The following is a 26,234-nucleotide window of genomic DNA, read 5'->3' as shown; positions in this document are numbered from 1 at the left end:
GGCGGATCGCTGCGCTGCGCTCCGGAAAGCCGGACACACCGATCTGGTCGTTGAACGGACGGGACTAACCCTCGATCCGCTGTTTCCGGCGGCCAAGCTGGCATGGCTGCTCGACGAAATCCCCGGCGCGCGCGCCAGGGCCGAGCGCGGCGAGATCCGCGCCGGAACAGTGGACAGCTGGCTGCTCTGGAAGCTGACCGGCGGCAAGGTGCATGCCACCGACCACTCCAACGCATCTCGCACGCAACTCTTTGACACACAGGCGCTGGCCTGGAGTGACGAGCTTGGCCGGTTGTTCGACGTGCCACTGAACGTCTTGCCGACCGTGCGGCCCTCGGACAGCCGCTTTGGCACCGTTGCCAGCGGTGCCACAGCCCTGCCTGGAGGCACGCCGATCGGCGCCATGCTGGGCGACTCCCATGCCGCACTTTACGGGCACGGCGTGCGCGAGGCGGGCACGGCAAAGGCCACCTACGGCACAGGTTCGTCGCTCATGACACTCACCGGCAAGCGGGTGAGTTCGCAACATGGCCTCTCGGGCACGATCGCCTGGAGCACGACGGGTGGCGGCGTCGCCTATGCGCTCGAAGGCAACATCTCGGTGTCGGGCCAGGCCGCTGCTTTCATGGCAGACATGCTTGGCCTTGAAGGTGCCCAGCAACTCTCCGACCTAGCCCTGACCGTCGAGGACACCAATGGCTGCGTCTTTGTTCCGGCTCTGGTGGGACTGGGTGCCCCGTACTGGCGCGACGACGCCCGCGGACTGATTGCCGGCATGTCGCTCGGCACCACGAGGGCGCACCTCGCCCGCGCCGCATTGGAGGCCATCGCGTTTCAGGTCTCCGATGTGCTCAGCGCCATGGCTGCCGATCTCGGCAGTCCGGTCAGCGCCCTCTCGGTCGATGGCGGTGCATCGCGCAATGACTTCCTGATGCAGTTTCAGGCGGACGTCTCCAACTGCACCCTGGCCCGCGGCGAAGCGGCCGAAGTCAGTGCGATCGGCGCCGCATCGCTGGCAGCATCCGGTCTTGGCTGGGGCGGCATTCCGCAGCGAGGGGACATCAAGTCTTTCCGCCCCCAGTCTTCCGAACGCGACCGCAAGCTGGCGGTGGAGCGCTGGCGGCATGGCGTCGCACAGGCATTGGCGGGCTCGAACCACAACGAGGAGTCGGTTGCATGAAACGCCGTCAGGTGCTGGCTGCATTGGGCATTGCCGTCGCCGCGCTGTCGTTGGGCGGCTGCAAGATCGTGTCCATCGAACAGGATGTCAGTGACGCCGCGGCCAACGCCTTCAGCGCAACCGCATATGCCCAGGATCTCTGGGCTTCCCGGGCCATGCCCTACTTCACCGAGAACGCCCACCCGGTGGACGAGGTGCTTGATGCCATAGCTGCCGACCTTGACGCGGCCGGCACCGGGTATGGCTATCGCCCCGCCGACGAGGGATCGCCCTGGTCCTTCGTCGTGAGGGGCACGGGAACAGTCGTGACCAAGAACACGAAGTCGCGGGCAGGCAGTCTGGTCGTGGCTACCGATGCCGCACCGGGGCATCAGGTGACCATCCAGATCGGGCCAGTCGTTCGCGGCAACACCCTCCGGGATGCGTTGCCCTTTGTCTCGTTCAAGGACTTCACCAACCAGCTTGAGTTCGCCGATGTGGGCACTGCCATCACAGCACTCGCGATGTCTGGCGTTGCTCCAAATGTCGATGCAATTGCCGAGGGTACACCAGTCAGCTTCCTCGGGACGATGAGCCTGAACTCGAAGTCCGACAAGATTGTCATCACCCCGGTCTCGCTTGAGAGCCAATGATGAGCTCGGAACCCATTCTGACGGCGCGCGGTATCACCAAGGCCTTCCCGGGCACTCTCGCGCTGCAGAACGTTGACTTCGACGTCATGCCCGGTGCGGTGAACGTCCTGATCGGCGAGAATGGTGCCGGCAAGTCGACGCTCATGAAGATCCTCGCCGGTGTCGAGCGGCCAACGCTGGGCACACTTGAGCTCAACGGCGAGACGGTCACGTTCAGCTCCGTACGCGATGCGGCTGCCAAGGGCATCGGCATCGTCTTCCAGGAACTCAACCTCTGCGCCAACATGAGCGTCACCGAGAACATCTTTCTGGGCCGCGACATCACCCGCGCCGGCATCCACATCGACCGAAAGGCGCAGCGCGACCGGGCAGCGGAACTGCTGGCCCGGCTCGAGCACGACATTGACCCCGATTCACTGGTTGGCGACCTGATGATCGGCGAGCAGCAGATCGTCGAGATCGCCAAGGCCCTCTGCGAAGATGCCCAGGTTCTCATCATGGACGAGCCGACCTCGGCGCTGTCGGCGTCGGAAGTCGAGGTGCTGTTCAAGGTGATCGGTGAACTCAAGCGCTCCGGCGTGGCCATCATCTACATTTCGCATCGCCTCGAAGAGCTCATGCGCATCGGCGACTATTTTACCGTGCTGCGCGACGGCTATCTCGAGGTGAGCGCTCCGCGCGCCGAAGCATCGATCCCCTGGATCATTCGCAATATGCTGGGCGCGGACGAAGTTGTCGCCCGCCGCCCGCCGGCCCGCGCCGCCGGCGAAGTCGTACTAACGGCGGAGCACCTCAAGCTGCCACGTCGCGGCGCCGGCTATGCCGTCGATGATGTCTCGGTCAGCTTCCGCGCCGGCGAGATCACGGCAATCTACGGTCTGCTCGGCGCCGGACGGACAGAGCTGTTCGAGAGCCTCTACGGGCTGCGGTCCCATGCTGAGGGAACGGTCCGTATTGGCGACCGGAACCTGTCCGGTCACTCCGTTGCCGACCGCATGGCCGCCGGCCTGCTGCTGGTACCGGAGGATCGTCAGCGCGACGGGCTGGTACAGAACCTGTCGGTGGGCAGCAACCTGGGTTTGGCGAGCCTCAGGCGCTTCACGCGCTTCTTCTCGCTCTCCAGGTCCGCCGAAGCGCCCCTGCTGCAGGAAGCGATTGATCGCCTCCACATCAAGACCGCCAGCGCCGACGCGCCGATCACCTCGCTGTCGGGCGGCAACCAGCAGAAGGTGGTCATCGGCAAGGCCTTGCTGACGGAGCCGCGCGTGCTGCTGCTCGACGAGCCAAGTCGCGGCATCGACATCGGCGCCAAGGCAGAGGTGTTCAACACCATGCGTGAACTGGCCGACCGCGGTTTGGCGATCGTCTACACGACGTCGGACCTCAAGGAGACTCATGCGGTCGCCGACCGCATCCTGGTCATGGCCTACGGCAAAGTAACAGCCGATCTGGTGGCCGCAGAGGCAACGGACGAAGCCCTGGTACGGGCCTCGACGCTCAAGATCGAGCACAGCAATCAGGGAGAGGCCCGTTGACCAAAGCAATCGCCACACCAGCGTCCAAGGGCGCCGCAGACAACTCGGCCCTGCTCGTGCTGCTCAAGCTGAGAACGTTCATCGCCCTGATCGTGGTCGTGGTTTTCTTCGCCGTCATGGCACCGAATTTCGTCTCGGTCGGAAACGCCGTCATCATTTCCAAGCATGTGGCGATCAATGCCATCCTGGCCATCGGCATGACCTATGTCATTCTCACCGGGGGTATCGACCTCTCCGTCGGGTCGATCGTCGGTCTGACGGGCATGGTTGCAGGCGGGTTGATCGCCCGCGGCCTGGAACTGCCGATGCTGGGCATCGTCATCTATCCCAATATTTTCGAGGTGGTACTGATATCGCTCGGGGTGGGAGTGCTCATCGGCGCCATCAACGGGCTGCTGATAACCCGGCTATCGGTTGCGCCATTCATCGCCACCCTCGGCACTCTCTATGTCGCGCGCGGCGCCGCTCTGCTGCTGTCGGGCGGCGCCACTTTCCCCAACCTGGTCGGCAAGCCGGAACTCGAGAACCAGGGGTTCCCGATCATCGGCTCAGGCAATCTCCTCGGCATCCCCTACCCGATCATCATCCTCATCGTGATGGCGCTCGTCGCCGCCTATGTCGCTCAGCGCACGCCGTTCGGTCGGCGGGTCTACGCAGTGGGTGGCAATGAACGGGCGGCGTCGCTGTCCGGGGTGCGTGTCGATCGCATCAAGCTGGCCGTCTACATGATCTCCGGCCTTTGCGCCGCAGTCGCCGGACTGATCGTTTCATCGCAGCTTGTCGCCTCCCACCCCGCCAGCGGCGAGACATTCGAGCTCAACGCCATCGCCGCCGCGGTTCTGGGCGGCACCTCGCTTTCCGGCGGTCGCGGCATGATCGGCGGCACGATCATCGGGGCATTCGTGATCGGTGTCCTCAGTGACGGCCTGGTGATGATGGGGGTGAGCGAGTTCTGGCAAATGGTGATCAAGGGATTGGTGATCATTGCTGCGGTGGTGCTGGATCAGTTGCAGCGAAAGCTCGCCGCAAACTCCCGACAGGGCTGACCTGTCACGACGAAATCACGAAAGCCGACGATTCACTTACGACTAACGTCGTATATGCTTGACTTGCGCCAAATTCACACTTTATCGTCAACAAACGAAAAAAATACCAACCATACAAAAGATATGCGTTGGAATGGCGGTCCCGATCGGGACGAATGGAGGACGTTATGAAGTTTTCGAAACTTGCTGCCGGGCTTGCGCTCGGCATGATGACGGGTGTGGCGCTGATCTCGTCTGCAATGGCGCAGGAGCAACTGGTCGTGATCATCACACCAAGCCACGACAATCCGTTCTTTGCTGCAGAAGCACAGGGTGCCGAGGCGCGCGCCAAGGAACTTGGCTACGCCACGCAGGTCTATTCGCACGATGACGACGCCAACAAGCAGGATCAACTGTTTGACACGGCGATCGCGTCCAAGGCCGTCGCAATCATCCTCGACAATGCTGGCGCAGACGCCTCCGTAGCGGCCGTCCAGAAAGCCAAGGATGCCGGCATCCCGACCTTCCTGATCGACCGCGAAATCAACGCAACGGGCGTCGCTGCGGCGCAGATCGTATCCAACAACTATCAGGGTGCCACGCTGGGGGCAGAATCCTTCGTTGAGGCGATGGGCGAGAAGGGCAACTACGTCGAGCTGGTGGGCAAGGAATCCGACACCAATGCGGGCATCCGCTCGAAGGGTTATCACGACGTCATCGACCAGTATCCGGACCTGAAGATGGTCGCTCAGCAGAGCGCCAACTGGAGCCAGACCGAAGCCTTCACCAAGATGGAAGCCATTCTGCAGGCCAACCCTGACATCCAGGGCGTGATTGCCGGCAATGACACCATGGCCATGGGTGCCCAGGCCGCGCTCGAGGCTGCAGGCCGGACCGATGTGATCATCGCCGGCTTCGATGGCTCGAACGACGTCCGCGACAAAATTCTCGAAGGCAAGATCCACGCCACGGTGCTGCAGCCGGCCTACCGCCAGGCCCAGTACGCGGTCGAACTGGCCGACAAGTTCCTCAAGGAAGGCTCGACCGGCGTCGACGAGAAGATCTCCATGGATTGCGTCCTGATCGACGCCAGCAACGCTGCCCAGCTGGAGACCTTCCAGCTGAAGTCCTAATCTACCTCCCGACGACGACTGAACCGCCCGGCATGCCGGGCGGTTTTTTTATGCGCGGTCAGACCGCCGCACGCGCTCCACGGTTTGTTTGCGTGGCCGATACCGGCGCTACTTGTTTCGTGGAGAGGAACTGCCACGAACCACGAGCCGGGGCGTCACCATGAAATGCTCCCCGGTCTTTCGGCCCTCAATGCGCTCGACCAGCAGACGCGCCGCCTGCAGCCCCAGCACCTGGCCCGATTGATCGACGCTGGTCAGGTCGTTCTGTGCCAGATCGCAGTAGCTCGTGTTGTCATAGCCGACGACAGCCAGGTCACCGGGGACGGCGAGGCCCAGTTCCTTGGCCACGCTGAGCACTTCGAGCGCGATGAAGTCGGTCCAGCAGAAGATGGCATCAGGGCGGCCGCGACTGCGCAATAGTTGGCGGGCTGCAGCTTGCACCTCGCGCGGGGTTTGCTCGGCCATGACGACTTTTGTGAAGCGTCGCAACCCCGCCTTGTCCATGGCTTTCCGATACCCGGTTTCGCGCCGCTGGGTAACGTGCGAGTCGAGATTTGACGGGACCGGAAGACTGATCATGGCAATGTTGTTGTATCCGGATTGGGCCAGATGCTGGACCACCAGTGCCGCGCCTAGTTCGTCGTCGTTGTTGACGGTGTCGTAGTGATCAACCGCATCGTAGTAGGCGATCAGGGACATCGGAATGCGATGGGCGAGATCGCGTACCGCGTCCGGAGAAATGCGCGGGCCGATAAAGATGATGCCATCCATTTGGCGGTCGACCATGGCGTCGACCACGGCCTGCTCGGTTGTCGGGTTGGAATAGCCAATACCGAACAATGTCTGGTACTGCGTGCGCTCAAGCGCGCTGTTCACCCCCGACATGATGTCGGTGAAGAACGGATTATGGATATCCGGCAGGACGATGCCGAGCGTATAGGTCTGCCCCCGCATTCCCCGTGCGGCGGTATGCGGACGGTAGCCGAGCTTTTCCATTGAAGCCTGGACCCGGCCCCGCAGCGAATCGCTGACGCCGTAGGCATTCCGCAGGACTTTCGACACCGCAGAGACCGAAACCCCGGAGTCTTCCGCGACGGTTCGGATCGTCACCCGGTTGTGCTTGTCACGCGGCGCCATTTCTCTACTCCCTGATCAGGCTTTAGCAGGCCTTTGCAACGCAGTCGACGCCGTGCCCAGCCATGCTCTTGACGGCTTTCCGAGAATGTATAACGATACACATAGAACGATCTACAAAGAGAGACCGGCAAGGTCTCCTTGGAGGAACTGATGAACCAGCCAACCTTGGCGCACACCCTGTCGCAGGGGGTGCAGTCGCTTCCGTTCGTCGCCGATATGGTGGCGCCGACAACCGATGGTGGCGTCGGCACCCAGACCTCATATCTGCGCAAGACATTCAGCGTGCCCGCGGGACGCGGGGCGGTCACGCTGCGCATCAGCGCCCTCGGCCTCTACCGCGCCTTCCTCAATGGCAGGCGTATCGGCGACGACCTGCTGACCCCTGGCTGGACCAGCTACTGGGACCGCCTCAGCTACCAGACCTATGACGTCACCGACCTGCTGGCTGATGGCGAAAACACCATCGACATATGGCTGGGAGACGGCTGGTATCGTTCACGCATGATGTGGCCGCGCAACGAGGTGATCAACACCTGGGGCGACAGGATCGCGGCCATTGCCGAGATGCGGACGGAGGCCGGTGATATTCTGCTGGCCACAGACGCAACCTGGCAGAGCGGCCTGACGCCGGTACTGAAATCCGGCATCTATTTTGGCGAAATCTACGACGCGCGCAGCGAGAGCTTGCCAGTCACCGGCAGCGCCACGGTGCTCGGCCGCTTCGACAAATCGACCTTGATAGCCCACGAGGTCAATGGTGTCCGCGAACTGGACCCGATCGCCGTCGTCTCGTCCTTTGTCGATGCAGAGGGGCGCACAGTCTACGATTTCGGCCAGAATGCCGGCGGCTATGTCGCGTTCACCGTATCGGGCGAGCCGGGCGCCAGGGTGGTTGTGGAACATGCCGAGGTGCTCGATCACCTGGGCCAGTTCGACCGCGCCAGCATGCGCTCGGCAGAGGCGCGTGCGGAATACGTTCTCAAGGGCGGCGGGGACGAAGCCTATCGGCCGATTTTCAGTTTTTTCGGCTTCCGCTACGCGCGAGTCGAAATCACCGGGACGGCCAAACTGACACGTATCGAACTGATCCCGATCAGTTCGGCCATCCAGCCGACCGGCACGTTCAGTTCGTCGAACCCGCTGGTGGATCGCCTGGTGCAGAACACCATCTGGAGCCAGCGCTCGAACTTCATTGAAGTGCCCACCGACTGTCCGCAGCGTGACGAGCGCCTCGGCTGGACCGGCGACGCCCAGGTGTTTGCCTCAACCGCGTGCTATCTGCACGAGAGCCAGGGCATCCTGCGCAAATATGTGCGCGACATGATCGCCGACCAGCGCCCCGATGGGGCCATTCCGCACGTCGTGCCTGATCCAACGCGCAACCACGAAGATATTATTCCGGGCTTTTATGGGTCCACCGGCTGGGGCGACGCGATCTGCGTCATTCCCATGGCGCTCTACGCCCACTATGGCGACTCCGACATTGTCGCCGAGGCACTGCCGGCGATGGAGAAGTGGAACGACTTCGTCTGGTCGATCAGCAATGGCCCGATCGTGCATCCGGCAAAGCCTTGGGGTGGTCGAGGTTTCACCTTTGGCGACTGGCTGCAGCCTGTGGATGGCAAGTGGCCGATGCAAAAACCGGCCCGCACCATCGGTGACGATGCTTCGGCAACGATCTACCTCTACATCAGCTCTGAGCTCACGGCGCAGTCGGCGCGGCTGTGCGGCAACACAGCGCTCGCCGAGCGGATGGAAGACCGCGCCGCGACCGTCAAGGCAGCGTTCGGCCGCGAGTTCGTCACGCCGTCCGGGCGTTTGGTCTATGACGACCACACATCCTATGCGCTGGCAATCCTGCACGATCTGATCCCGGCCGACCTGGTGCCGGCAGCGACAGAGTATTTCAAGTCGCGGATTGAATGGTCCGACTACAAGATCGGCACCGGCTTCATCGGCACACCCGCCCTGCTGCCAGCGCTGATCAAGATTGGCGCAGCCGACATGGCAGCCAAGGTCTTCCTGCAGGAAAACATTCCGGGCTGGCTCTATCAGGTCAAGACTGGCGCCACCACGATCTGGGAGCGCTGGGATGCCATCGGCGAGGACGGCAAGGCCTTCGACCCGCAGATGAACTCGTACAATCACTATGCCTATGGCGCCGTATGCCAGTGGCTGTTCGAGAGCGTTGCCGGCTTTCGTCCCGACCTCGAACGGCCCGCCTTCGAGCACATCATCTTCGAACCCACCGTGCTGCCGGCCCTGTCGCCGGTGAGCGCCGCGCACGACTCGCGCGCCGGCCGCATTGAGGCGGGCTGGAGCGTGCAGAGGGACCTTGTAACTTACCAGCTCACGGTTCCGCACGGCGCCACCGGCACCCTGGTGATGGCACCCAACTACATCGACATCCTGATCGACGGATCGCCTCTGGCTTCCGCCGGCAGCGGCAAAGCGCGCAGCCCGCTCGCGCCCGGCAGTCACACCGTGACATTCCGGATCAGCAGGCCCTGAGGGCGGAGGAGCCCAAGGAGAAGCATCTAGTCGAGCAAATCTGGCGGCCATCGATTCACGAAGGGGCGCCCAAAGGGAGGAAAGACATGCTCAAGCACATCGGACGCCGTAGTCTGCTGGCGTCGTCGGCCGCACTGGTCATCGTTCTCGCCATTTCAGGCAGGGCCGCCGCAGAGGACGTGGCCATCAGCTTTCTCAGCACCAACCAACCCAACAGCGTGGCGGTAGCCGAGGAATTCAAGGCGCAGTTCGAGGCTGCCAATCCCAACATCAAGATCGAAATAGAATATCGACCGGGTGGCGGAGATGGCGACAACATTATCAAGACACGTCTGGCCACCGGCGAGATGTCCGACGTCTTCACCTATAACTCAGGTTCGCTGTTCCAGGCCATGAATCCCGGCGACACGCTAGTCGACATGAGCAGCGAGCCCTGGCAGGCCAATGTTCTGGATTCCTACAAGTCGGTCGTGACCGCCAATGATGGAACCGTCAGAGGCGGGCCGCTCGGTGCCGCCATGGGTGGCGGGATCCTCTACAACATTCCGATCTACAAGGAACTCGGACTGTCCATTCCCAAGAGCTGGGACGAGTTCATGGCCAACAACGAAAAGATCAAGGCCGCCGGAAAGGATCCGGTGATCCAGACGTTCGGCACGACCTGGACTAGCCAGCTCTTTGTGCTGGGAGATTTTTTCAACGTCCTGGCGGAAGTACCGGACTTCGCAACCGAATACACCGCCAACAGGGCCAAGTACGCCACGACCCCGGCTGCCATGAAAGGCTTCGTCCGGCAGGAAGACATCTACAAGTCCAACTATTTGAACGAGGATTTTCAGGCTGCGACCTTCGAGGAGGGAGTGATGAAGGTGGCGACCGGCGAGGGCGCGCACTATCCGATGCTGACGTTTGCGGTCTCGACGATCCAGCAGATCGCGCCAGAGCACATCGGCGATGTCGGCTTCTTCGCCATTCCCGGCGACTCGACGGCCAGCAATGGCCTCACCACCTGGATGCCTGACGGCGTCTATATCCCCAAGACCACGACCGGGGCCAAACTGGAAGCCGCCAAGAAGTTTGTCGCCTTTATCGAGTCGACTGATGGCTGTGCGGCCTACGTGAAGGCCGCCGGCGCAACAGGCCCCTTCCTCGTCAAGGGCTGCGCACTACCCACCGACGTCCCGCCGGTCGTTGCCGACCTGCTGCCCTACTTCCAGCAGGACGGGACCTCGGCCCCAGCTCTCGAGTTCCTGTCCCCGATCAAGGGACCGGCGCTTGAGCAGATCACGGTCGAAGTCGGCTCTGGCATCCGGTCGGCCGCGGACGCGGCCGCCCTCTACGACGAAGACGTGAAAAAGCAGGCTCAGCAGTTGGGTATCGCCGGCTGGTAAGCCGAGGTCCTCGAACTTATCATCTGGGTCCGGCCGATCATTTCGGCCGGACCTCATGAATGCGGGGAGGCATCATGACGGCAGACACGATGGCGGTAGAGTCGCGCCAGGTCCGCGTGTCGGGTAAACGGCGGCGCAATTTTTCCTATCCGACCTGGTTCTTTGTGCCGGCAGCGATCGTCTATGGCGTGCTGTTCCTCTATCCGACGATTGCGTCGCTGTTCTTCTCGCTGACCCGCTGGACACTGTTCGAGGCCCAGTTCATCGGTCTGGAAAATTTCGCCCAGTTCTTTCGCGAGCCGTTTCTGATCAAGGGGCTGACCAACACGCTCATCTACGCTTTCGTGACATCCGGGCTGAAGGTGGTTCTTGGGCTGCTGCTCGGTGTGCTGCTCACCAGCCAGATTATCGGCAGGGGCTATCTGCGATCAGTAGTCTTCTTCCCGGTCCTCGTCTCGACCATTGGCGTCGGCATCACTTTTACCGTCATGATGCATCCTACCCAAGGCGTCATCAACGAGACCCTGGCGTTGTTTGGTATCAAGGGGCCGGGCTGGCTGACAGACCCCAACTTAGCGCTTCTGTCGGTCGCATTCGTCGATGTGTGGAAAGGCGTCGGACTCGCAACCGTCATCTACATGGCCGGCATCGTTTCCATCCCCCAGGAATACTTCGAGGCCGCGAAGATCGATGGCGCGACCGCATTCCAGAATTTCTGGAACATTACGCTTCCGCTGGCTCGCCCCGCCACCGTCACTGTCGTCACTCTTTCACTGATCGGTGGCCTGCGGTCGTTCGACCTCATCTGGGCCATGACCAAGGGCGGCCCCGGTTTCACCTCCGATGTCATCGCCTCGGTGATCTACAAGCAGTACCAGGCGGGCTTCTATGGTCTGTCCACCGCCGGCAATGTGGTGCTGTTTGTCCTCGTCTCGATCATCATGGTGCCACTCTCGGTGTGGTTCAATCGACGGGAGATCGAGCAATGAAGTCAGCATCCCGCTACTGGGTCGGAGGCCTGGCGATTATTGCCTCCTTCTTCGTCTTTATCGTCCCGTTCGCCTTCATCGTCCTGACGGCACTCAAGGACCGCAAGGAGTCGGCGACGCGGGAGTTCTCGCTTCCAACGACCTGGCACTTCTGGGACAACCTCGTGCAGGTGGTACAGACGCGTGATTTCATGCTCATCACTGCGTTCGTCAACTCGACTATCCTGACCGTGGCGAGCGTTACGGCGTTGGTCATCTTTGGCGCGATGTGCGGTTTCATCATGCAGCGCCGTCCGTCCGTATGGACATCTATCGCGGGCTTCCTGGTGCTGGCCGGCCTCATCATTCCGCCTGCCGTGGTACCGACGATCTGGGTCATGCAGGGCCTGGGCCTGTTCAAGACGCTCCACGGGCTGATCCTGATCGAGATCGCCTATGGATTGTCATTCACGATCCTGCTGTTTCGCGCCTTTGTCGCGACCATTCCGCGCGAACTGGACGAGGCGGCGATCATCGATGGCGCGGGCCCAATCCGGCTGTTCTTCCAGGTTGTCCTGCCGCTGCTGCGCCCGGTGGCAGTCACCGTCATCGTCGTGCAGTCGGTGGCAATCTTCAACGATTTTACCAACCCGCTCTACTATCTGCCGGGCAGCCAGAACGTGACGCTGCAACTCACGCTCTTCAATTTCCAGAGCCAGTTCAACACGTCCTACAATCTGCTGTTCATGAACATCCTGCTGATCACCATACCGCCGCTGATCGTCTTCCTGTTCTTCAACCGCCAGATCGTGGCGGGGATGACGGCCGGCGCCGTGAAAGGGTGAAGCGGGACCGCGGGAACTGCGACGCAATGATCCCCCATTGAGTGCGGGTGCCGGAATCCCGCCAAGAGCGGAGCTCGCGAGACCAGGTGTGCGCCGCCGTGCTCGCGCCGTCATCCGCCCTCGATGCACTGCAGCAACTAGACCCTTGGCGTGACGGCCGATGCGCTCAGCGCCGCACTGCCTGCGCCGCAGTAGCAAGAGGCTAAAACCATCGGACGATGCGGACAAAAGCAAACCCCGGATCTTGAAGTGTCGCGTCGGGGCACTAACTCTTCAATCGTGATCCGGGCCCCTCTGGTGCGGTAAGGTTTCAGCTTACCCACGATGTCGGTTCACCTCAGGGGCCAGTATTCAGCGCATGGTGTGGTGAAATCCGGTCCCTTGTTCGCCAACGGCAATGAGGAGTTTCGCCATGACCAAGCCCCGAAACATCGACTCTGACATCTTCACGCGCCGACCTGTCGTGGACCTGCGCGCCAGGCTCAACCGGCTTGCCGTTCTGGCAGAGGCCGACATTGCAGGTTACGAGACATTCATGGAGGCAACGATCGCCGCCGCCATGATCATCGCTCACGCGGATGGTGAGGCGGATCTGACCGAGCGTCGTCGTGTCATCTCATTATTCCGAACCAACCCGATGCTGCAGGGATTTTCGGCCGACGATATCGCTCGAGAGGTTGTGGTGCATACGCAGGCATTTCAACTGGACCATGCTTCCGCCGATCGTCGTGCACGCTCCCAGATCCTCACGGCGGACCTGAGCGACGATCAGTTCCGAGCGCTGCTCGGCGTGTGCGTCTCGGTGCTTGAAGCGGACGGCGTACGGCATCCTGCAGAAGAGGATGCGCTGGCGAACATCTCGACCATGCGGCCATGGGGATATCGCTAGCAGTGTTGAGCCCGATGAGACAACGCGCCAAATAGACGGCGGTGCCCCGAGCCACGGCGCCCGGGGCACCACACTCAGCCTACCAGGGGACGGTCTCCCCCCTCCAGTCGAAGAAGCCGCCATTTCCCTCTGGCCCCAGCGCATCGATCACCGAGAGCAGGTGGCCGGCCGCCACCGCAGGGCTATGGACCTCAAGTCCGGCCGACGAGAATGGCGCTGACAGCCCCGTCGCCACCGTCCCCGGGTGCAGAGCCACGCAGATTGCCTCGGGGCATCGCCGCCTCAGTTCGATCGAGGCCGTTCGTACCAGTTGATTGAGCGCGGCCTTGGATGACCTGTAAGCGTACCAGCCCCCCAGCCGATTATCCTCGATACTGCCAACCCGCGCCGAAAGCGTTGCGAACACGGCCTTGCCCGACCGTGGGATGAGAGGCAGCATGTGTTTCATCATCAGGGCGGGCGCTATCGCATTGAGAGCAAAACTTCTTGCGAGGTTTTGGGCATCCAGCTGTCGCCAGCTCTTTTCGGGCTCCTGCTGATCGTCGTGAAGAAAGCCCGTCGCATCGATTACCAGCCTGATCTCGCCCGCACGCGCAGCAACCTGCCCAGCGCGCTGCAGACTGCTGTCCTCCAGAATGTCCACCGGCGGCGACGATGTCCGTCCGAAGGTTATGACGTCGTCAAAACCACCGTCATTGCGCAACGCGGCCAGGAGGGCGGCGCCAATTCCGCCTCCCCCGCCGAAAACGACGGCAACGCCCCCCGCGGGAAATGATTGAAGTCGTGCCATTGCGCGCATCCTCGAGAAAATCGTCAGTCCGAACAGCTGCCCACCCGGTGGGTTACGCCGGACCTAGTCCAGTTAGTCACTCTCCGGTCGCACGTCGATAGATCATCTCTGCGCCGTCCTTGAGCTGAATAGTTTCTATATCGGAACCTTATCAGGCGGACGGCGTTGTGGACGACTGGCGCAAACGGAGGAGCTCGTCGGACCGCTCCAGATTGGAGCGGCCAGGCCATCCTCGACGGTTCGCCTTCAGCGAGGGTGAGCGGGTAAATGGGTGAGCAACAGGCCGTAGGTTTTCTCGTCGAGCCGGATCATTTGCAGGAAGGGTTGCACCTTGGCGGGGTGGGCGTGTGGCGCTGGAAAATTGACAGCGACCAGCTCAGCTGGACCCGCAATCTTGAGGAAATCCACCGACTGGCTCCAGGTTCCTTTGACGGAACCCTGGGAAGCTTTCAACGCGATCTGCATCCTGAAGACGCAGACGGCGTGCTGGAGGCAATCTCGGCCAGCGTCAGAACGAGGGCGGCTTACCGAGCGATTTATCGAACGGCCCCGCGCCAGGGCGAAGCCGACTTGTGGATCGAGACGCGCGGCGGCGTTGCAGTAACCTCGGACGGAGAGCGATATCTGACGGGCACGTGTGTCGACGTCACCGAGCGGGTACGGGGCGACCAGGAACTGCGGCGCCGTCTTGCACAACAAAGCGCCATCGCAGCGTTCGGTTCCTTCGCGCTCGGCGAGACCAACTTCTCAAAAGTCCTGAATGGCGCCGTCCAGCTTGCCGCAGACATCCTGCAGGCGCCCCTCACCAAGATATTGCAGTTCTCGGAAACTGCCGATCATCTCGTCCTTCGGGCGGGACTCGGGTGGGCAGATGGCCTCGTGGGCAAGGCGCAGGTCGGCACTGAGCGCGCCTCTCAGGCAGGCTTTACCCTGTCGACTGGCGATCCGGTCATCGTCAGAGACCTGCACACCGAGACGCGGTTCGACGGGCCTCAGCTGTTGAGGGAGCATCAGGTTCGGAGCGGCATTTCGGTTGTCATTCCTGGCTCGGACGCGCGGCCGTTTGGCGTATTCGGCATCCACACGCGCGACCTCAGGGAGTTCGACCAGACCGACGCGCAGTTCCTGCAGTCGCTCGCCAACATCGTGGCAGGCGCGGCGCGGCAGAAATTAGCCTCCGATCACCAGGCGCTGCTGGTGCGCGAAATGGCGCATCGCGCAGGCAACATGCTGCAGCTGGTCGATAGCATCGCCAGCCAGACGTTTCGCGCCGACGCCGACGTTCGGCAGGCCAGACAGTCCTTCAGCGAGCGACTGAGTGCCCTCGGCCGATCCAACTACGTTGTCGCCCGCGCCGGCTGGAGCTCCACCCGCTTTGCAGAGATGGTCGAGGAGACGCTCAAGCCGTTCAGGGAAAAGATTGTTGCGCAGGGTCGTGACATCCTGCTCGCCCCGGAGCTGTGCTTTGACCTCGGCCTGGTGCTCCACGAACTGACGACCAATTCAGCAAAGTACGGGACGCTGGGGAGCGATCTTGGACAGGTCGCCATCAGCTGGGAAATTGTCCACCGGACCGACGGATCTCTGGCGTTCCGCATCAACTGGACAGATCCTCAACGCGCGGAGACATCGAAAGGGGCGGGCAGCGGATTTGGCTCAAAGCTCATTCGTGCCCTCATCGAGACGAAGTGGAACGGCACCGTCTCCACCGCCGATGGTCCGCAGTTCAGCATCCGGCTGGACGTGCCATTGCCGAACAAATCAACAGTTTCGGGTGCCACTGCGGGGGGCTGACCAAGCCAACGCGCTGACCGGCCGGTTCTTGGTCATCGGCTCTCCTGCCCGAATAGCGCGGAGGTCTGCCGTTGTTCGGCAGCGACGTGGCAATGCTGAGCTGAGGGAGCCCGGAAACATCAAAGGCGCCCCGGAGGGCGCCTTTGAGGCAATGCGACTGGTTGCGGGAGCCCGCGGCCAACGCCAGCGGGCCTTGCTTCGCTCTAGAAATCCACAGGAAAATCAATCCGTTATGACACCTACAAGTTCGCCTGCTGCGGACTTTGAGGATGCCGCCGGATCGTCCCATCCTCGTCGTCAGCTGCACATAGCGCTGGATCTCGGAACTCCGTCACCATAGCTGGCCCCTTCTTTGGGGCCACTTTGTCGGTGGTTTCGTGGTCCTCTATGGGATCAAATTGCAGTCAGCCGCCGACACGCCAAACCCGCCTATCTCGATCCGGGTTACCAAAGAGGAACGCGCCGCTCTGCTCGCACGAGCGGGCGACGCGGGACTGAGTTCTTATGTCCGCCGGCAGCTCTTTGGCGAAGGAAGCCGGACTAGAGCTCCAAGGACTCCAAAATCAGCGACGCGAGATGTCGCGCAACTCCTCGCCCTTCTGGGCTCCTCTGAACTCGCATCCAGTCTTCAGGAATTGGCCCATGCTGCCAGGATTGGTGCACTGCCCGTTTTGCCTGAGACGGAGAAGGCTATCAATGACGCCTGCAGTGCAGTTGACGATATGCGGAGCGCCCTCATTCGCGCGCTCGGTTTGCGGGGAGAAGAATGATCCTGAAAGCCAGTCAACGCGCAGGTGGCACTGCACTCGCTCTCCACCTGCTTCGTCAGGATGAGAACGATCACGTCACCATTCACCAGGTTCGTGGTTTCGTACGGAACAATGTGCTCGACGCATTCAAGGAGGCTTACGCGATCAGTCGCGGCACGAAATGCCGTCAGTTCCTATTTTCCCTGAGCCTCAGCCCGCCTTCGGACCAGAATGTGCCGGTGTCGGCGTTCGAAGAAGCAATCAACAAGATCGAGACGTACCTGGGCCTCGTGAATCAACCTCGTGCAATTGTCTTTCATGAGAAGAACGGCCGCCGCCATGCCCACTGCGTGTGGTCCAGGATCGATCCACGGACCATGAAAGCCAGACAGATGGGACACTTTAAGCTCAAGCTCACACAGCTGTCGCGCGAACTCTATCTGGAGCATGGCTGGAAGATGCCGTCGGGGTTGGCGAAAACTGAACCGAAGAACCCGCTGAACTTCACTTTGGCCGAATGGCAGCAGGCCAAACGGATCGGCCGCGACCCTTCGCGCGTCAAAGAGATTTTCAAGGAATGCTGGGCGATGTCGGATTCCGGGAAGACGTTTGGGCAGGCACTTGAAGCCAGAGGATACTACCTTGCCCGAGGCGACCGCCGCGGATTTGTGGCCGTCGACTGGAAAGGCGAGATCTATTCAATTTCTCGCTGGTGCCAAGTGCCTACGAAGCTCGTAAAGGAGCGGCTCGGCTTGCTCGCGCTTCGCCCTGCCGATGCTGTCCGCAAGGATGTGGCTGCCAAGATTGCCGAGAAGCTCAAGGGCTTCTCGGGCGAACTGGCGATTCAGTTCGACACCGCTCAAAAAGCGCTCGCTGAAAAGCGGAACATGCTCGTTTCCGCGCAGCGGATGGAGCGGCTGCGGCTCGAGGAGAGACTGTCCGAGAGATGGCAGCGGGAGGAAGTCGCGCGCGCCTCCAAACTCCGGTCCGGGCTCAAGGGGCTTTGGGACTGGCTGACTGGACGCCGCGCCAAAACGATTGCCGAGAATGAGTTGGAGATCGCCCAGGCGAAACGCAGAGATGCCGACGAGCGTCAGGCGCTCATTGAGCGGCAGATGGCAATCACAAGGTCGCTTCAAAGGGAGGTCCGCTCGGCGAAGGTGCGCAAGGAGCGCCATGCCGAGCTTGTCCAGGGAGCAGACGGCCCGCTAGTTGCAGGCGTGCCGACGCGCATTGTCCCTGCACGGCAGGGTCGTTACCGAAAGCCCACGCTCGAACGCTGATGTCGGATATTTCGCCTCGAGGCTAAATCAAGCTGACGAGAGCGGCCCTAATGGATGCAGCCTACCCACACCGTGCTCAGCCGCTTGCGCGCTGCAGTAGCAACCGCGTTTGAGCACGATGGAGACACGAAAAGGCCGAAAGGATGCATCAGCGGCTCAGGGAACCCGTGCTCATCGGTCCCCGTTGAAGTGCCGCCTGCTAGGGCGTGGCGGATGCTCGCCCATAAGGTCCACGCCAGTTCAATCTCACCCTCTTCCTCGCCATAGACTGAGCTTGCCGGCACCATCTTCGTAACGAGGCCCAACTCTTCCAGCAGCATGGTGGAGATCAGATGCGCGGCGCAGTCCGCGAGCTGGATTCCGGCCACCTGCTTTGAATCGCAACCGAACTTAACGACCGCGCTTCCAGGCATTTCGGCACTCGTGGGCTTCATGCCCTCGTCGAAATAGACAGTTCCGATGGAAGTTCCTGACGGAAGGTCTACTTCGGAGAGAAGAGTAGCAATGTGGTTCACAATCTCGGCGCGCTCCAACGTCGGGCAAACCGCCGCCGCAATTTTGCAACCTCGCAGGATTGCCTGGAGGCTGCCTCGGAGCTTTTGGGCCGCGAGGTTTCCGTTCATCTTCATGCTGCTCTTGAACTCGTCGCGGGCGGGGTCGAAACCGCAATCCAGAAGTGCCCCGACAACCTCCTTCTGAACGTTGTCGGCCGAAAGCACGGCCGCCACCACGATGAACCCGCCGCGGTCGTGGATGCTTTCATCCACGAACACGTCTAGTGTCTTGCCAGCATAAGTATCGATCCTCATTTGGTCTCTCTCGTCGTGTCCACTGCGCGTCGCGGGGGCCTGATCAACTTGACCTGACTAGAAGCGCCTGTGTCTCCCAGTTCCGCGCTTTGCACGGACCGACCCGATAAACCAAGCGCCCCATTCAGCTAGTTCCTGCTCCCTTTGAAGGCGTACTTGCTCCTCGCAGCGCCTCAAGATTTCCAGATGGTCCAGCAGACGCGAACGAGTCCTCATTGCTGTGACAAAGTATGATCGGGTTAGCATCGCAACTGCTGCCCTTCCATGCACACGTCCGGGAAGCAGACACCACAGCAGCTCTCTTGTCTTGTCGGCCGGCAGAACGGCATCGTCTGAGCTTTCACGAAAATCAAAGAGCACGGGCACTGGGCTGTCCAGCCAGGCTTTGCGGAAGCATTCCTCCGGGAACTGGACGATACGCACGCTCCTGAACTCAGTCTTCGCAAACGTTTTCGAGGCCTCCTCGAAACGCGGAAAGTCACGCTTAAGGCGCGTACCGTTCACAACCCAAACCAAGCTCTTGTAGAACGCTTCTCTCGCCCTGCGTTCGTCAGGCGCAAGGTGCGAGTGCTGAAATTCGACGACGACACCATGCTCGGTGCGAACATCCGCGATGTGCTTCTCGCCGCCCTCATCACGAGCAATGTGCTCCTGCCATTCTTTCGGGAACATATCCTTCCAGCTGCGGTGCCAGATCGTTTCCGGCTCCCACCATGCGTCGCAGCTTCGTAGGCCTTGATGAGCCCAGTGGTGGATTTTTTGCTCGCCGCATTTAGCGATCATCGCGCCGCCGCAAGACGGGCAGGCTCCTTTCAGGCCCTTGGCGGGCACAGCTCTTGGTTCGTCTCCTACAACTGCAAAGTGCATCTGTTTCTCCATGCGTGTTTCATCGAGCGCGTGATTGCGCTCGTTGTTTTTGTCGTTTGGAGTTGGCTGGCAGCTTACCTCAGCAAAATGCTGGAGCTGTTTTTCCATTATCTTCGGCGTAGACCGCCGGTTCTCTCTCGCCCTAACGGGTCGGCACCTCTTTGCGGATGCTTCTTTCAGGAAACTACGAGGATCGCCCCTCGTCAAGATTGCGATCTCGCAGTGCAATATGAGGCCGGACGCAAGACATGCTAAAGTGCGGAGATGATTAGCATTTCACAGTCTCCAAGACTGCCCGGCCACACCGACTGGCGCTTCGATGATATCGCGGCGCAGGAGCCAGAACGCGCCGAAGCACTGGAACGAAGTGGCGACTCAACGGCTCTCGTTGCGGCACTAGAGAACGCGGTGGAAGAGGCGCTGCTCGGCGGCGGCGTGCGCTATGGCTGGGAGCTATCAGATGCAAGAGAGGCCGCGCGCGCTGTGGTGCAGGTGCCCGTAACACCGCCCCTCTTCGACTGGTTCTTCAGCGGACGCAGCGGCTACAGGGCACACTACTGGGTAGGCTGCGCGGAAGGCGAGGCGTTCAACGACAAGATCGTGGACGCCCTCAAGCAAAAGCTTCTGGCGCTTGGCCCCGCCCATGTGAGTGCCACTATTTTGGGGAAGGGATTTGTAGCGTTGCGCGGTGAGATGATGCCGCTCTCAACGCTCGCCGGAACGCTTATGCCCGGACTTGCCAAGACCTGGTTGTGCGGAAGACTGATCACGCCCGAAGGCATGGTGGTCGAGAACCTGACAGGGTCCATCCCGAGGCTGAACCTGACGAACAAGAAATGGCCTGCATTCTATCAGGATGATGCATGGCTTGAGCTCAAGGGGGCCTTTGTCGGGGATGGAGAACCGTTTCAGCCCAAGTTGCCCGAGCAGCGATGCAACACGCTTTGCAAAGATGGCACGGCGTAGCTCCTCAAGTGAAAAGGCCGGGCGATGTGCCCGGCCCTTCCTTCATGCAGCCTGCTGGTCCTGCTGCTGCTCGTCATCGTCATGATCATGATCATGGTCACCATCTTCGTGGTCGTCAGCCTGCTGCTGCTGCTGCTGATCATCCTCTTGGCCATCATCGGCTTTGAAGTGCATGAGGCTCGGGACCCAACCGTCAACTTTCTCGCGGCCATCCCCAAGGGCGAACTGACGGATAACTGAGCGTATGACCTTGGCTTTGCTGTCCTTGTGAGCATCAGCGGTATCGGGCCCCGCGATGTCTTTCAGCATCGAAAGAAGTGTTGCTTTCGACGTGATCAGATCGAGGAACGCATCGTCGGCAGACCAGCGCTCCGACATGTTGATGTTCATCATCACGCCAAGCACATCGACCAGTGCTGTTCCGGCTTCCAGCGTCTCCGCCATAGCGACCGCCATCAGTTTCAGGACATCGCTGTCAGGCATTTCGCAGAGCTTGGCAAATATCTCATCGACCGATTTGCCCTGCCACGACTGATCCACCACATGCTCGGGACGCTCTTCCTCATCGATGCCGAGAAGGTCCATCGCTTCGGCCTTTGATGTTTCGAAAGCTTTGCGCGACGAAGATTTTTCAACGCTGGCCTTTGTCTCGGGTTTGTCGGCGCGTCCACTTTCAGTGCGAATGCTCCAGAGATGTGAGCGACCGATCATATGCGCTACGCTCAAGCGCAGCGAGATACCCGTGTGGCTGACAAGCGCATCCTGCACGGCGGCATGCTTATGAAGGTTGCAGTAGTTGCTGGCCGCCTTGGTGAACTCCGCTTTCAGCTTCGGCGCAGATGCGGCCTCTTGGCTGGCCTTCTCCGAGGCTTCCTTTGCGCGAAGCTCTTTTTCTGGAAGATAGCCTTCATGGAATTCGACTTCGCCTGAATGGGTCACCGCGACATAGACGCGGCCTCCCTTCTTCTTCGAAGCCTTGCGATACTCGTATTCCGGCCAGTGGTTGGCCGGATCGAGCACGACGACATCTGACCATCCAGCCGCGATGTAGGCCTCCGACTTTGCCGCAATTTCCGCGTTCTGGAGTGACCAGAAAGCAGTAGCGTCAGCAAAATAGCTGTCCTCGCCGAAAAGGTCGGTGACGATCACGCCCTTATAGTCCGCCACATCGAAGAGTGCGGCTGAGGTGCTGATCTGCGCACCGCCGAGCAGCCACAGACGAAGCTGACGCCCGATGGGAGCATGATCAGCCGGATCGCGGAAGCGCTTGAGCCATGCCTTCTGCTGACCCTTGGTCGCCAGGGTCAAAGCCCGCATCGTATCCGATGTCACCGCCTCGTCCTCGTAGAGCCCCAGAATACGGTGGTCGAGATTGGCGATGGCAAGACGCTGTTTGACCAGCCTCTCCGTCACCCCGAAATGCGCGGCGATATCTTCGACTGTCCGCTCTTTCGCCCGAAGTGCCGCGAACGCCGCATACTGGTCGAGCTCTGTCATGGGGAGACGCTGAATGTTTTCCGCAAGGGAAGCTTCGATGGCAAGTGCATCGTCGCCATCTTCTAGGATCGCGCAAGGGACTGGTTCCGCCTCGCCTTCTTCGGCAAGCTTTTTAAGCGCGGCCAGTCTGCGCTGACCCGCGATGACTTCGAAGCCGTTATGCGCCTGCCGTACCAGTAACGGCTGGATAACGCCAAGGGCGCGGATTGAGGCGATGAGATCGTCGAGATTGCCCAGCCCCGACTTTCTGACATTGAGGTCTGATGGCTTCAGATCGGTGAGGGCGATGTGTGTGAGTTTCATTTTGGTGGCCTTTCGTTTGGGTTGAACATGCGAAGCCCTTTTGCCGCGCATGAACCCTTGGCCAGCGCCGAGCGTCCTTCTTGAGCCGCGCTTCTATCGAGCGCGGCAGGACGGTTGGGCCGTAAGGAAAAGGCTCCAAAGACCGACTGCTGAAAGCAGCTTCGGGTCCGGACAACACGGGAGGCCGCCCTTCGCGGCCGAATGGAGCGGGCGGGCTGGACCTCGGGCTATTGGTCTAAGCCTTTGACGTCGGCATAAGCTGGACGAATGGGGTTCCAGCGCGGGGGCATCCCCCGTGCTGATCTACGTGGACTTGCGGGGCCTTGCCCCGCCCCGCTCGTCTTTTTCGCCCGCGATCGTTACCCGTATGGGCCGAGACCCCGGCTCGGTGGAGCTTGGCGAGGAATGAGCCTAGCGAAATAGTGCGCGATCAGGCTTACCCGAGCTATTTTGTATGCCGATCGATGGGGAGATGTTCTTGTTATCTATTGTTTTCTACGTCGTGAAAACAGTAGCCTAGTCGGATGAGATATACAGGCGATCAATTTCAACTCAGTGCTTCCGATCTAGTTGGACACTTGAACTGCGAGCATCTGACGGCGCTCGACATGGCAGTGGCTAACGGCGGCCTTGCCAAGCCTGCTCATTGGGACCCCCTCCTGGAAATTCTGCAAGAGCGCGGACTTCGGCACGAGCGCGCTTATCTCGAACACCTCCAGAGCCTCGGGCTCAATCCGGTGACAATCGATGGCGTCGACATCACCGACGCAAGCGTAGAGCAGACGCTGAATGCGATGCGCGCCGGTGAGGCTGTGATCGTTCAGGCTGCCCTTCGTTCTGGGCGATGGTCGGGCCGCGCGGATATCCTTCGGCGGGTCGAACGTCCGAGCGACCTTGGGGCGTGGTCCTATGAGGTGATCGATACCAAGCTGGCACGAGAAACCAAGGGGGGCACCGTACTGCAGCTATGCCTCTATTCGGAACTGCTGCGCCTGGCTCAGGGCGCCGCCCCTGAACATGCGTATGTGGTTGTGCCATGGACCGACTTCACACCGCAGTCCTATCGCATTGCCGATTATTCAGCGTTCTTCCGGAAGGCGAGGAGCAGTGCTGAAACAGCGACGCTGGGCGCGGAGCTGAAGACCTACCCGGAGCCGAACGAACACTGCGATATCTGCCGGTGGCGCGAAACCTGCGAGAAGCGGCTTCGCGATGACGACCACCTCACTTTTGTGGCAGGCATATCGCGCAACCAGATCACTGAACTGGTCGAGAACGGGGTAAGCCGCCTCGCGCAGCTGGCCGAGTTGCCGAGCCCCATGCCGTGGAAACCGAAGCGCGGAGCGGTTCAGTCTTACGAGAAGACAAGGAGCCAGGCATCTATCCAGTTGCAGTCACGGACATCCGGCGAGCTTCTGCATGAGCTTCTCCCGATCGAGCCCCGCTACGGGCTCTGCTTGCTGCCTGAGCCGAGCGAAGGCGATATCTTCTTTGATCTTGAAGGCGACCCGTTCGTCGGAGAGCACGGACTGGAGTACCTATTCGGCTACCAGTATCGCGGCGCTGACGGGACTTCAGCGTACACGGCAGATTGGTGCTTCACGCGGGAGGAAGAAAAAACTGCCTTCGAGACATTCGTGGACTTCGTCACGGCGCGGCTAGAGACCTATCCCGACCTGCATATCTATCACTATGCGCCTTATGAGCCCGCAGCGCTGAAGCGCCTGATGGGCCGATACGCATCCCGTGAGGGGGAGATCGACAATCTCTTGCGAGGGCACCGCTTCGTCGATCTTTACAGCGTGGTTCGCGGCGGCATTCGCGCAAGCGTCGAAAGCTACTCAATCAAGCGCCTAGAAGCGTTCTACGGATATGAGCGGCGAGTCCCCCTGACTGAAGCGAATGTCGCCCTCTCAGCACTTCAGGCAGGTCTAGAGCTAGATGACACGGCATCGATATCCGATGCGGAGAGGATCGCCGTAGAAGGATACAATCAGGACGATTGCGCATCGACTCAAGCTCTGCGTGACTGGCTTGAGATATTGCGCGGGCAACTCGTTGCCAGCGGCACACCCGTGCCCCGCCCAGCTCCGGGCGACGATGCACCCAGTGAAGAGCTGTCAGAACGCATCCAACGGGTGAACGATCTCGTCGCCCGCCTGTCGGATGGCATCCCGGTAGACCCCCGCGAGCGTTCGGATGAACAGCAGGCCCAATGGATCTTGGCAAACATCCTCGACTGGAACCGACGCGAGGAAAAAGCGGAGTATTGGGAAAAATTCAGGCTCGAAGCGCTCAACGCTGATCAGCTTCTGGATGAGCGCGCGGCTGTGTCCGGCCTCGTCTTTCTTAAGGAGGTTCCTGCAGAGGGCCGCCTCCCGGTCCATCGCTATCTGTTTCCTCAGCAAGACACCGACCTCCGTCCCGAGAAGAAATTGCGCAGCGTCGGCGGCGAAACTTTTGGCGAGGTCGCGGCAATTTCAAGCAAAGACAGAACGATCGACATCAAGAAGATGGGAAAGACCGCCGGGACACACCCGAGCGCTGTCTACACCCACGAGATCGTTCCCGGCAAAGAGCAGGCCGATTCCCTGCTGCGTATCGGCGAATTTGTCGCCGAGCACGGCCTTGCCGGCGAGGGACCATACATTGCCGCAAGAGATCTTGTGCGTCGCCTTCCGCCGTCCCTTGGCGGCGCGGAAATAATCGCCGAAGGGGAAAACACACTTGATGCGGCGCTTCGGCTCGCGGGCGTCTTTGAAAAGGGCGTGCTTCCCATTCAGGGCCCGCCCGGAACAGGGAAGTCGCACACCGGCGCGCGAATGATTTGCAGATTTGTTCAGCTCGGCCTCAAGGTCGGCATCACTGCCAACAGCCACAAGGTAATCAGGAACCTGCTGGATAAGGTCCTTGAGGCTGCCGCAGAAATGAAAGTGGATTTGAACTGCATCCAGAAGGCGAAGGAAAAAGAGGACGATCAGGACCGGCTTGTCTTTGCGAAGAACAACGAGGAGCTTCTTGGCGCATTGGCATCGGGCCATTGCCAGGTAGCAGGTGCAACCGGGTTTCTCTGGTCGCGTGAAGATGCGTTCGAGACAGTCGATGTACTCGTCGTTGACGAAGCCGCCCAAGTTTCGCTTGCCAATGTCCTGGCCGTCTCACACGCCGCGGAGCGTCTCATCCTGCTTGGCGATCCGCAGCAGCTTGATGAACCCAGCCAGGGAACCCACCCAGAAGGAACAGGAGTGTCCTCACTTGAGCATGTTCTGAACGGACGCCAGACGATTGATCCGTCTGCAGGCCTTTTCCTTTCCGAGACATGGCGGATGTGCCCCGCGATATGCGGTTTTGACTCTGAGCTATTCTACGAGGACAAGCTCCACGCGGTAGATGGATGTGAGCAGCAGCGCGTGCTGTCCGATAGCCAATGGCAGGGGGCCGGACTGCGCTATGTCAGCGTGCCCCATATGGGCAACAAGAGCTACTCCATCGAGGAAGCCGGGGTGGTGATGGAGATCGTCATGACCATTCTAGGCTCCAACGCACGCTGGATCGATCGCAAGGGCGACGAGCGGACCGTCACAATCGACGACATCCTTGTCATCACGCCTTACAACGCCCAGGTCTTCGAGATTCAGCAGCGCCTGCCACCGGGCGCGAGGGTTGGTACAGTCGATAAATTTCAGGGACAGGAAGCGCCCATCGCCATCTACTCGATGGCAACATCGAGTCATGCAGACGCTCCGCGGGGCATGGAGTTCCTCTACAGCGCGAACCGGTTCAACGTTGCGATATCAAGGGCCAAGTGCCTTGCAATATTGGTAGCATCGCCTCACGTCTTTGAGGCGGAATGCAAGACGCCAAGGCAGATGCAACTTGCCAACGCATTCTGCCGGTATCTTGAAGTCGGTGATGCCGCATGAGCCAGCG

At 60.8% G+C, this 26,234-nt stretch carries 19 protein-coding genes; 14 read left to right on the top strand and 5 right to left on the bottom strand.

The annotated features are described in order from the left end of the window. From ACN0SW_RS16795 to ACN0SW_RS16775, 5 genes are all read left to right on the top strand, one after another. Nucleotides 1-1,180 (top strand): FGGY family carbohydrate kinase (locus ACN0SW_RS16795; protein ID WP_417729083.1); only part of this gene is annotated, 1,180 nt, incomplete at its 5' end. Continuing rightward, nucleotides 1,177-1,812, top strand: coding sequence for a DUF2291 family protein (locus ACN0SW_RS16790; RefSeq protein WP_417729082.1), 636 nt, complete (start codon nt 1,177-1,179; stop codon nt 1,810-1,812). The genes ACN0SW_RS16795 and ACN0SW_RS16790, both read left to right, overlap by 4 nt. After that, nucleotides 1,812-3,347: a sugar ABC transporter ATP-binding protein gene (locus ACN0SW_RS16785; protein ID WP_417729081.1), complete on the top strand. Its 1,536-nt coding sequence runs from the start codon at nt 1,812-1,814 to the stop codon at nt 3,345-3,347. Before ACN0SW_RS16790 ends, ACN0SW_RS16785 begins: the two co-directional genes overlap by 1 nt. After that, entirely contained in the window at nt 3,344-4,393 is a 1,050-nt protein-coding gene (locus ACN0SW_RS16780) for an ABC transporter permease (protein WP_417729080.1), read from the top strand. The genes ACN0SW_RS16785 and ACN0SW_RS16780 overlap by 4 nt, the downstream gene beginning before the upstream one ends. A gap of 167 nt (nt 4,394-4,560) precedes the next feature. Then, nucleotides 4,561-5,505 (top strand): D-ribose ABC transporter substrate-binding protein, encoded by a 945-nt coding sequence (locus tag ACN0SW_RS16775; protein ID WP_417729079.1) that lies wholly within the window; start codon nt 4,561-4,563, stop codon nt 5,503-5,505. A gap of 108 nt (nt 5,506-5,613) precedes the next feature. Here the strand turns inward: ACN0SW_RS16775 and ACN0SW_RS16770 are convergent, their stop codons facing one another. Then, nucleotides 5,614-6,642: a LacI family DNA-binding transcriptional regulator gene (locus tag ACN0SW_RS16770; protein WP_417729078.1), complete on the bottom strand. Its 1,029-nt coding sequence runs from the start codon at nt 6,640-6,642 to the stop codon at nt 5,614-5,616. A 150-nt stretch (nt 6,643-6,792) separates the two neighbouring features. Between ACN0SW_RS16770 and ACN0SW_RS16765 the strand changes: the two genes are divergently transcribed. The 5 genes from ACN0SW_RS16765 to ACN0SW_RS16745 all read left to right on the top strand — a co-directional run bounded on the left by ACN0SW_RS16765 (nt 6,793) and on the right by ACN0SW_RS16745 (nt 13,246). Beyond that, nucleotides 6,793-9,153 carry a family 78 glycoside hydrolase catalytic domain gene (locus tag ACN0SW_RS16765; RefSeq protein WP_417729077.1) on the top strand — a complete coding sequence of 787 codons (2,361 nt, stop codon included), beginning with the start codon at nt 6,793-6,795 and terminating at the stop codon, nt 9,151-9,153. Nucleotides 9,154-9,239: 86 nt separating this feature from the next. After that, nucleotides 9,240-10,544, top strand: coding sequence for an ABC transporter substrate-binding protein (locus ACN0SW_RS16760; protein WP_417729076.1), 1,305 nt, complete (start codon nt 9,240-9,242; stop codon nt 10,542-10,544). A gap of 74 nt (nt 10,545-10,618) precedes the next feature. Beyond that, nucleotides 10,619-11,533 (top strand): carbohydrate ABC transporter permease, encoded by a 915-nt coding sequence (locus ACN0SW_RS16755; RefSeq protein ID WP_417729075.1) that lies wholly within the window; start codon nt 10,619-10,621, stop codon nt 11,531-11,533. Beyond that, nucleotides 11,530-12,357, top strand: coding sequence for a carbohydrate ABC transporter permease (locus ACN0SW_RS16750; protein ID WP_417729074.1), 828 nt, complete (start codon nt 11,530-11,532; stop codon nt 12,355-12,357). The genes ACN0SW_RS16755 and ACN0SW_RS16750 overlap by 4 nt, the downstream gene beginning before the upstream one ends. 412 nt (nt 12,358-12,769) lie before the next feature. After that, on the top strand, nt 12,770-13,246 hold the full coding sequence (locus tag ACN0SW_RS16745; protein WP_417729073.1) for a TerB family tellurite resistance protein: 477 nt from the start codon (nt 12,770-12,772) through the stop codon (nt 13,244-13,246). A 79-nt stretch (nt 13,247-13,325) separates the two neighbouring features. On the opposite strand, the gene ACN0SW_RS16740 is transcribed toward ACN0SW_RS16745, so the two are convergent. Beyond that, nucleotides 13,326-14,036: an SDR family NAD(P)-dependent oxidoreductase gene (locus ACN0SW_RS16740; protein ID WP_417729072.1), complete on the bottom strand. Its 711-nt coding sequence runs from the start codon at nt 14,034-14,036 to the stop codon at nt 13,326-13,328. A 267-nt stretch (nt 14,037-14,303) separates the two neighbouring features. Between ACN0SW_RS16740 and ACN0SW_RS16735 the strand changes: the two genes are divergently transcribed. Together ACN0SW_RS16735 and ACN0SW_RS16730 are read left to right on the top strand one after the other, a co-directional pair. Then, nucleotides 14,304-15,830: a sensor histidine kinase gene (locus ACN0SW_RS16735; protein WP_417729071.1), complete on the top strand. Its 1,527-nt coding sequence runs from the start codon at nt 14,304-14,306 to the stop codon at nt 15,828-15,830. Nucleotides 15,831-16,596: 766 nt separating this feature from the next. After that, nucleotides 16,597-17,862: a relaxase/mobilization nuclease domain-containing protein gene (locus ACN0SW_RS16730; RefSeq protein ID WP_417729070.1), complete on the top strand. Its 1,266-nt coding sequence runs from the start codon at nt 16,597-16,599 to the stop codon at nt 17,860-17,862. Nucleotides 17,863-17,909: 47 nt separating this feature from the next. Here ACN0SW_RS16730 and ACN0SW_RS16725 read toward each other — a convergent pair whose 3' ends face one another. Continuing rightward, a complete protein-coding gene (locus ACN0SW_RS16725; RefSeq protein WP_417729069.1) occupies nt 17,910-18,671 on the bottom strand; it encodes a DUF3800 domain-containing protein in 762 nt (253 codons plus the stop codon). A 57-nt stretch (nt 18,672-18,728) separates the two neighbouring features. Next, a complete protein-coding gene (locus tag ACN0SW_RS16720; protein ID WP_417729068.1) occupies nt 18,729-19,646 on the bottom strand; it encodes a competence protein CoiA in 918 nt (305 codons plus the stop codon). Between the two features lie 156 nt (nt 19,647-19,802). Here ACN0SW_RS16720 and ACN0SW_RS16715 point away from each other — a divergent pair, with 156 nt between their 5' ends. After that, on the top strand, nt 19,803-20,504 hold the full coding sequence (locus ACN0SW_RS16715; RefSeq protein WP_417729067.1) for a hypothetical protein: 702 nt from the start codon (nt 19,803-19,805) through the stop codon (nt 20,502-20,504). A gap of 42 nt (nt 20,505-20,546) precedes the next feature. Here ACN0SW_RS16715 and ACN0SW_RS16710 read toward each other — a convergent pair whose 3' ends face one another. Next, a complete protein-coding gene (locus tag ACN0SW_RS16710) occupies nt 20,547-22,304 on the bottom strand; it encodes a ParB/RepB/Spo0J family partition protein (protein ID WP_417729066.1) in 1,758 nt (585 codons plus the stop codon). 524 nt (nt 22,305-22,828) lie between these two features. Between ACN0SW_RS16710 and ACN0SW_RS16705 the strand changes: the two genes are divergently transcribed. Continuing rightward, nucleotides 22,829-26,227: a TM0106 family RecB-like putative nuclease gene (locus ACN0SW_RS16705; protein ID WP_417729065.1), complete on the top strand. Its 3,399-nt coding sequence runs from the start codon at nt 22,829-22,831 to the stop codon at nt 26,225-26,227. Nucleotides 26,228-26,234: the final 7 nt, after the last annotated feature.

The organism is Roseovarius sp., assembly GCF_048262375.1.
GTDB lineage: Bacteria > Pseudomonadota > Alphaproteobacteria > Rhodobacterales > Rhodobacteraceae > Roseovarius.
Note: the sequence above shows the minus strand (reverse complement) of the source record. Positions and strands in the feature narration are given on the sequence as shown.

Excerpts from the sequence above, each read along its gene's own strand:
- ACN0SW_RS16790 (WP_417729082.1), top strand. The coding sequence starts at position 1,177 with ATGAAACGCCGTCAGGTGCTGGCTGCATTGGGCATTGCCGTCGCCGCG.
- ACN0SW_RS16785 (WP_417729081.1), top strand. The coding sequence starts at position 1,812 with ATGAGCTCGGAACCCATTCTGACGGCGCGCGGTATCACCAAGGCCTTC.
- ACN0SW_RS16775 (WP_417729079.1), top strand. The coding sequence starts at position 4,561 with ATGAAGTTTTCGAAACTTGCTGCCGGGCTTGCGCTCGGCATGATGACG.
- ACN0SW_RS16770 (WP_417729078.1), bottom strand. The coding sequence starts at position 6,642 with ATGGCGCCGCGTGACAAGCACAACCGGGTGACGATCCGAACCGTCGCG.
- ACN0SW_RS16765 (WP_417729077.1), top strand. The coding sequence starts at position 6,793 with ATGAACCAGCCAACCTTGGCGCACACCCTGTCGCAGGGGGTGCAGTCG.
- ACN0SW_RS16760 (WP_417729076.1), top strand. The coding sequence starts at position 9,240 with ATGCTCAAGCACATCGGACGCCGTAGTCTGCTGGCGTCGTCGGCCGCA.
- ACN0SW_RS16755 (WP_417729075.1), top strand. The coding sequence starts at position 10,619 with ATGACGGCAGACACGATGGCGGTAGAGTCGCGCCAGGTCCGCGTGTCG.
- ACN0SW_RS16750 (WP_417729074.1), top strand. The coding sequence starts at position 11,530 with ATGAAGTCAGCATCCCGCTACTGGGTCGGAGGCCTGGCGATTATTGCC.
- ACN0SW_RS16745 (WP_417729073.1), top strand. The coding sequence starts at position 12,770 with ATGACCAAGCCCCGAAACATCGACTCTGACATCTTCACGCGCCGACCT.
- ACN0SW_RS16740 (WP_417729072.1), bottom strand. The coding sequence starts at position 14,036 with ATGGCACGACTTCAATCATTTCCCGCGGGGGGCGTTGCCGTCGTTTTC.
- ACN0SW_RS16735 (WP_417729071.1), top strand. The coding sequence starts at position 14,304 with ATGGGTGAGCAACAGGCCGTAGGTTTTCTCGTCGAGCCGGATCATTTG.
- ACN0SW_RS16730 (WP_417729070.1), top strand. The coding sequence starts at position 16,597 with ATGATCCTGAAAGCCAGTCAACGCGCAGGTGGCACTGCACTCGCTCTC.
- ACN0SW_RS16725 (WP_417729069.1), bottom strand. The coding sequence starts at position 18,671 with ATGAGGATCGATACTTATGCTGGCAAGACACTAGACGTGTTCGTGGAT.
- ACN0SW_RS16720 (WP_417729068.1), bottom strand. The coding sequence starts at position 19,646 with ATGGAAAAACAGCTCCAGCATTTTGCTGAGGTAAGCTGCCAGCCAACT.
- ACN0SW_RS16715 (WP_417729067.1), top strand. The coding sequence starts at position 19,803 with ATGATTAGCATTTCACAGTCTCCAAGACTGCCCGGCCACACCGACTGG.
- ACN0SW_RS16710 (WP_417729066.1), bottom strand. The coding sequence starts at position 22,304 with ATGAAACTCACACACATCGCCCTCACCGATCTGAAGCCATCAGACCTC.
- ACN0SW_RS16705 (WP_417729065.1), top strand. The coding sequence starts at position 22,829 with ATGAGATATACAGGCGATCAATTTCAACTCAGTGCTTCCGATCTAGTT.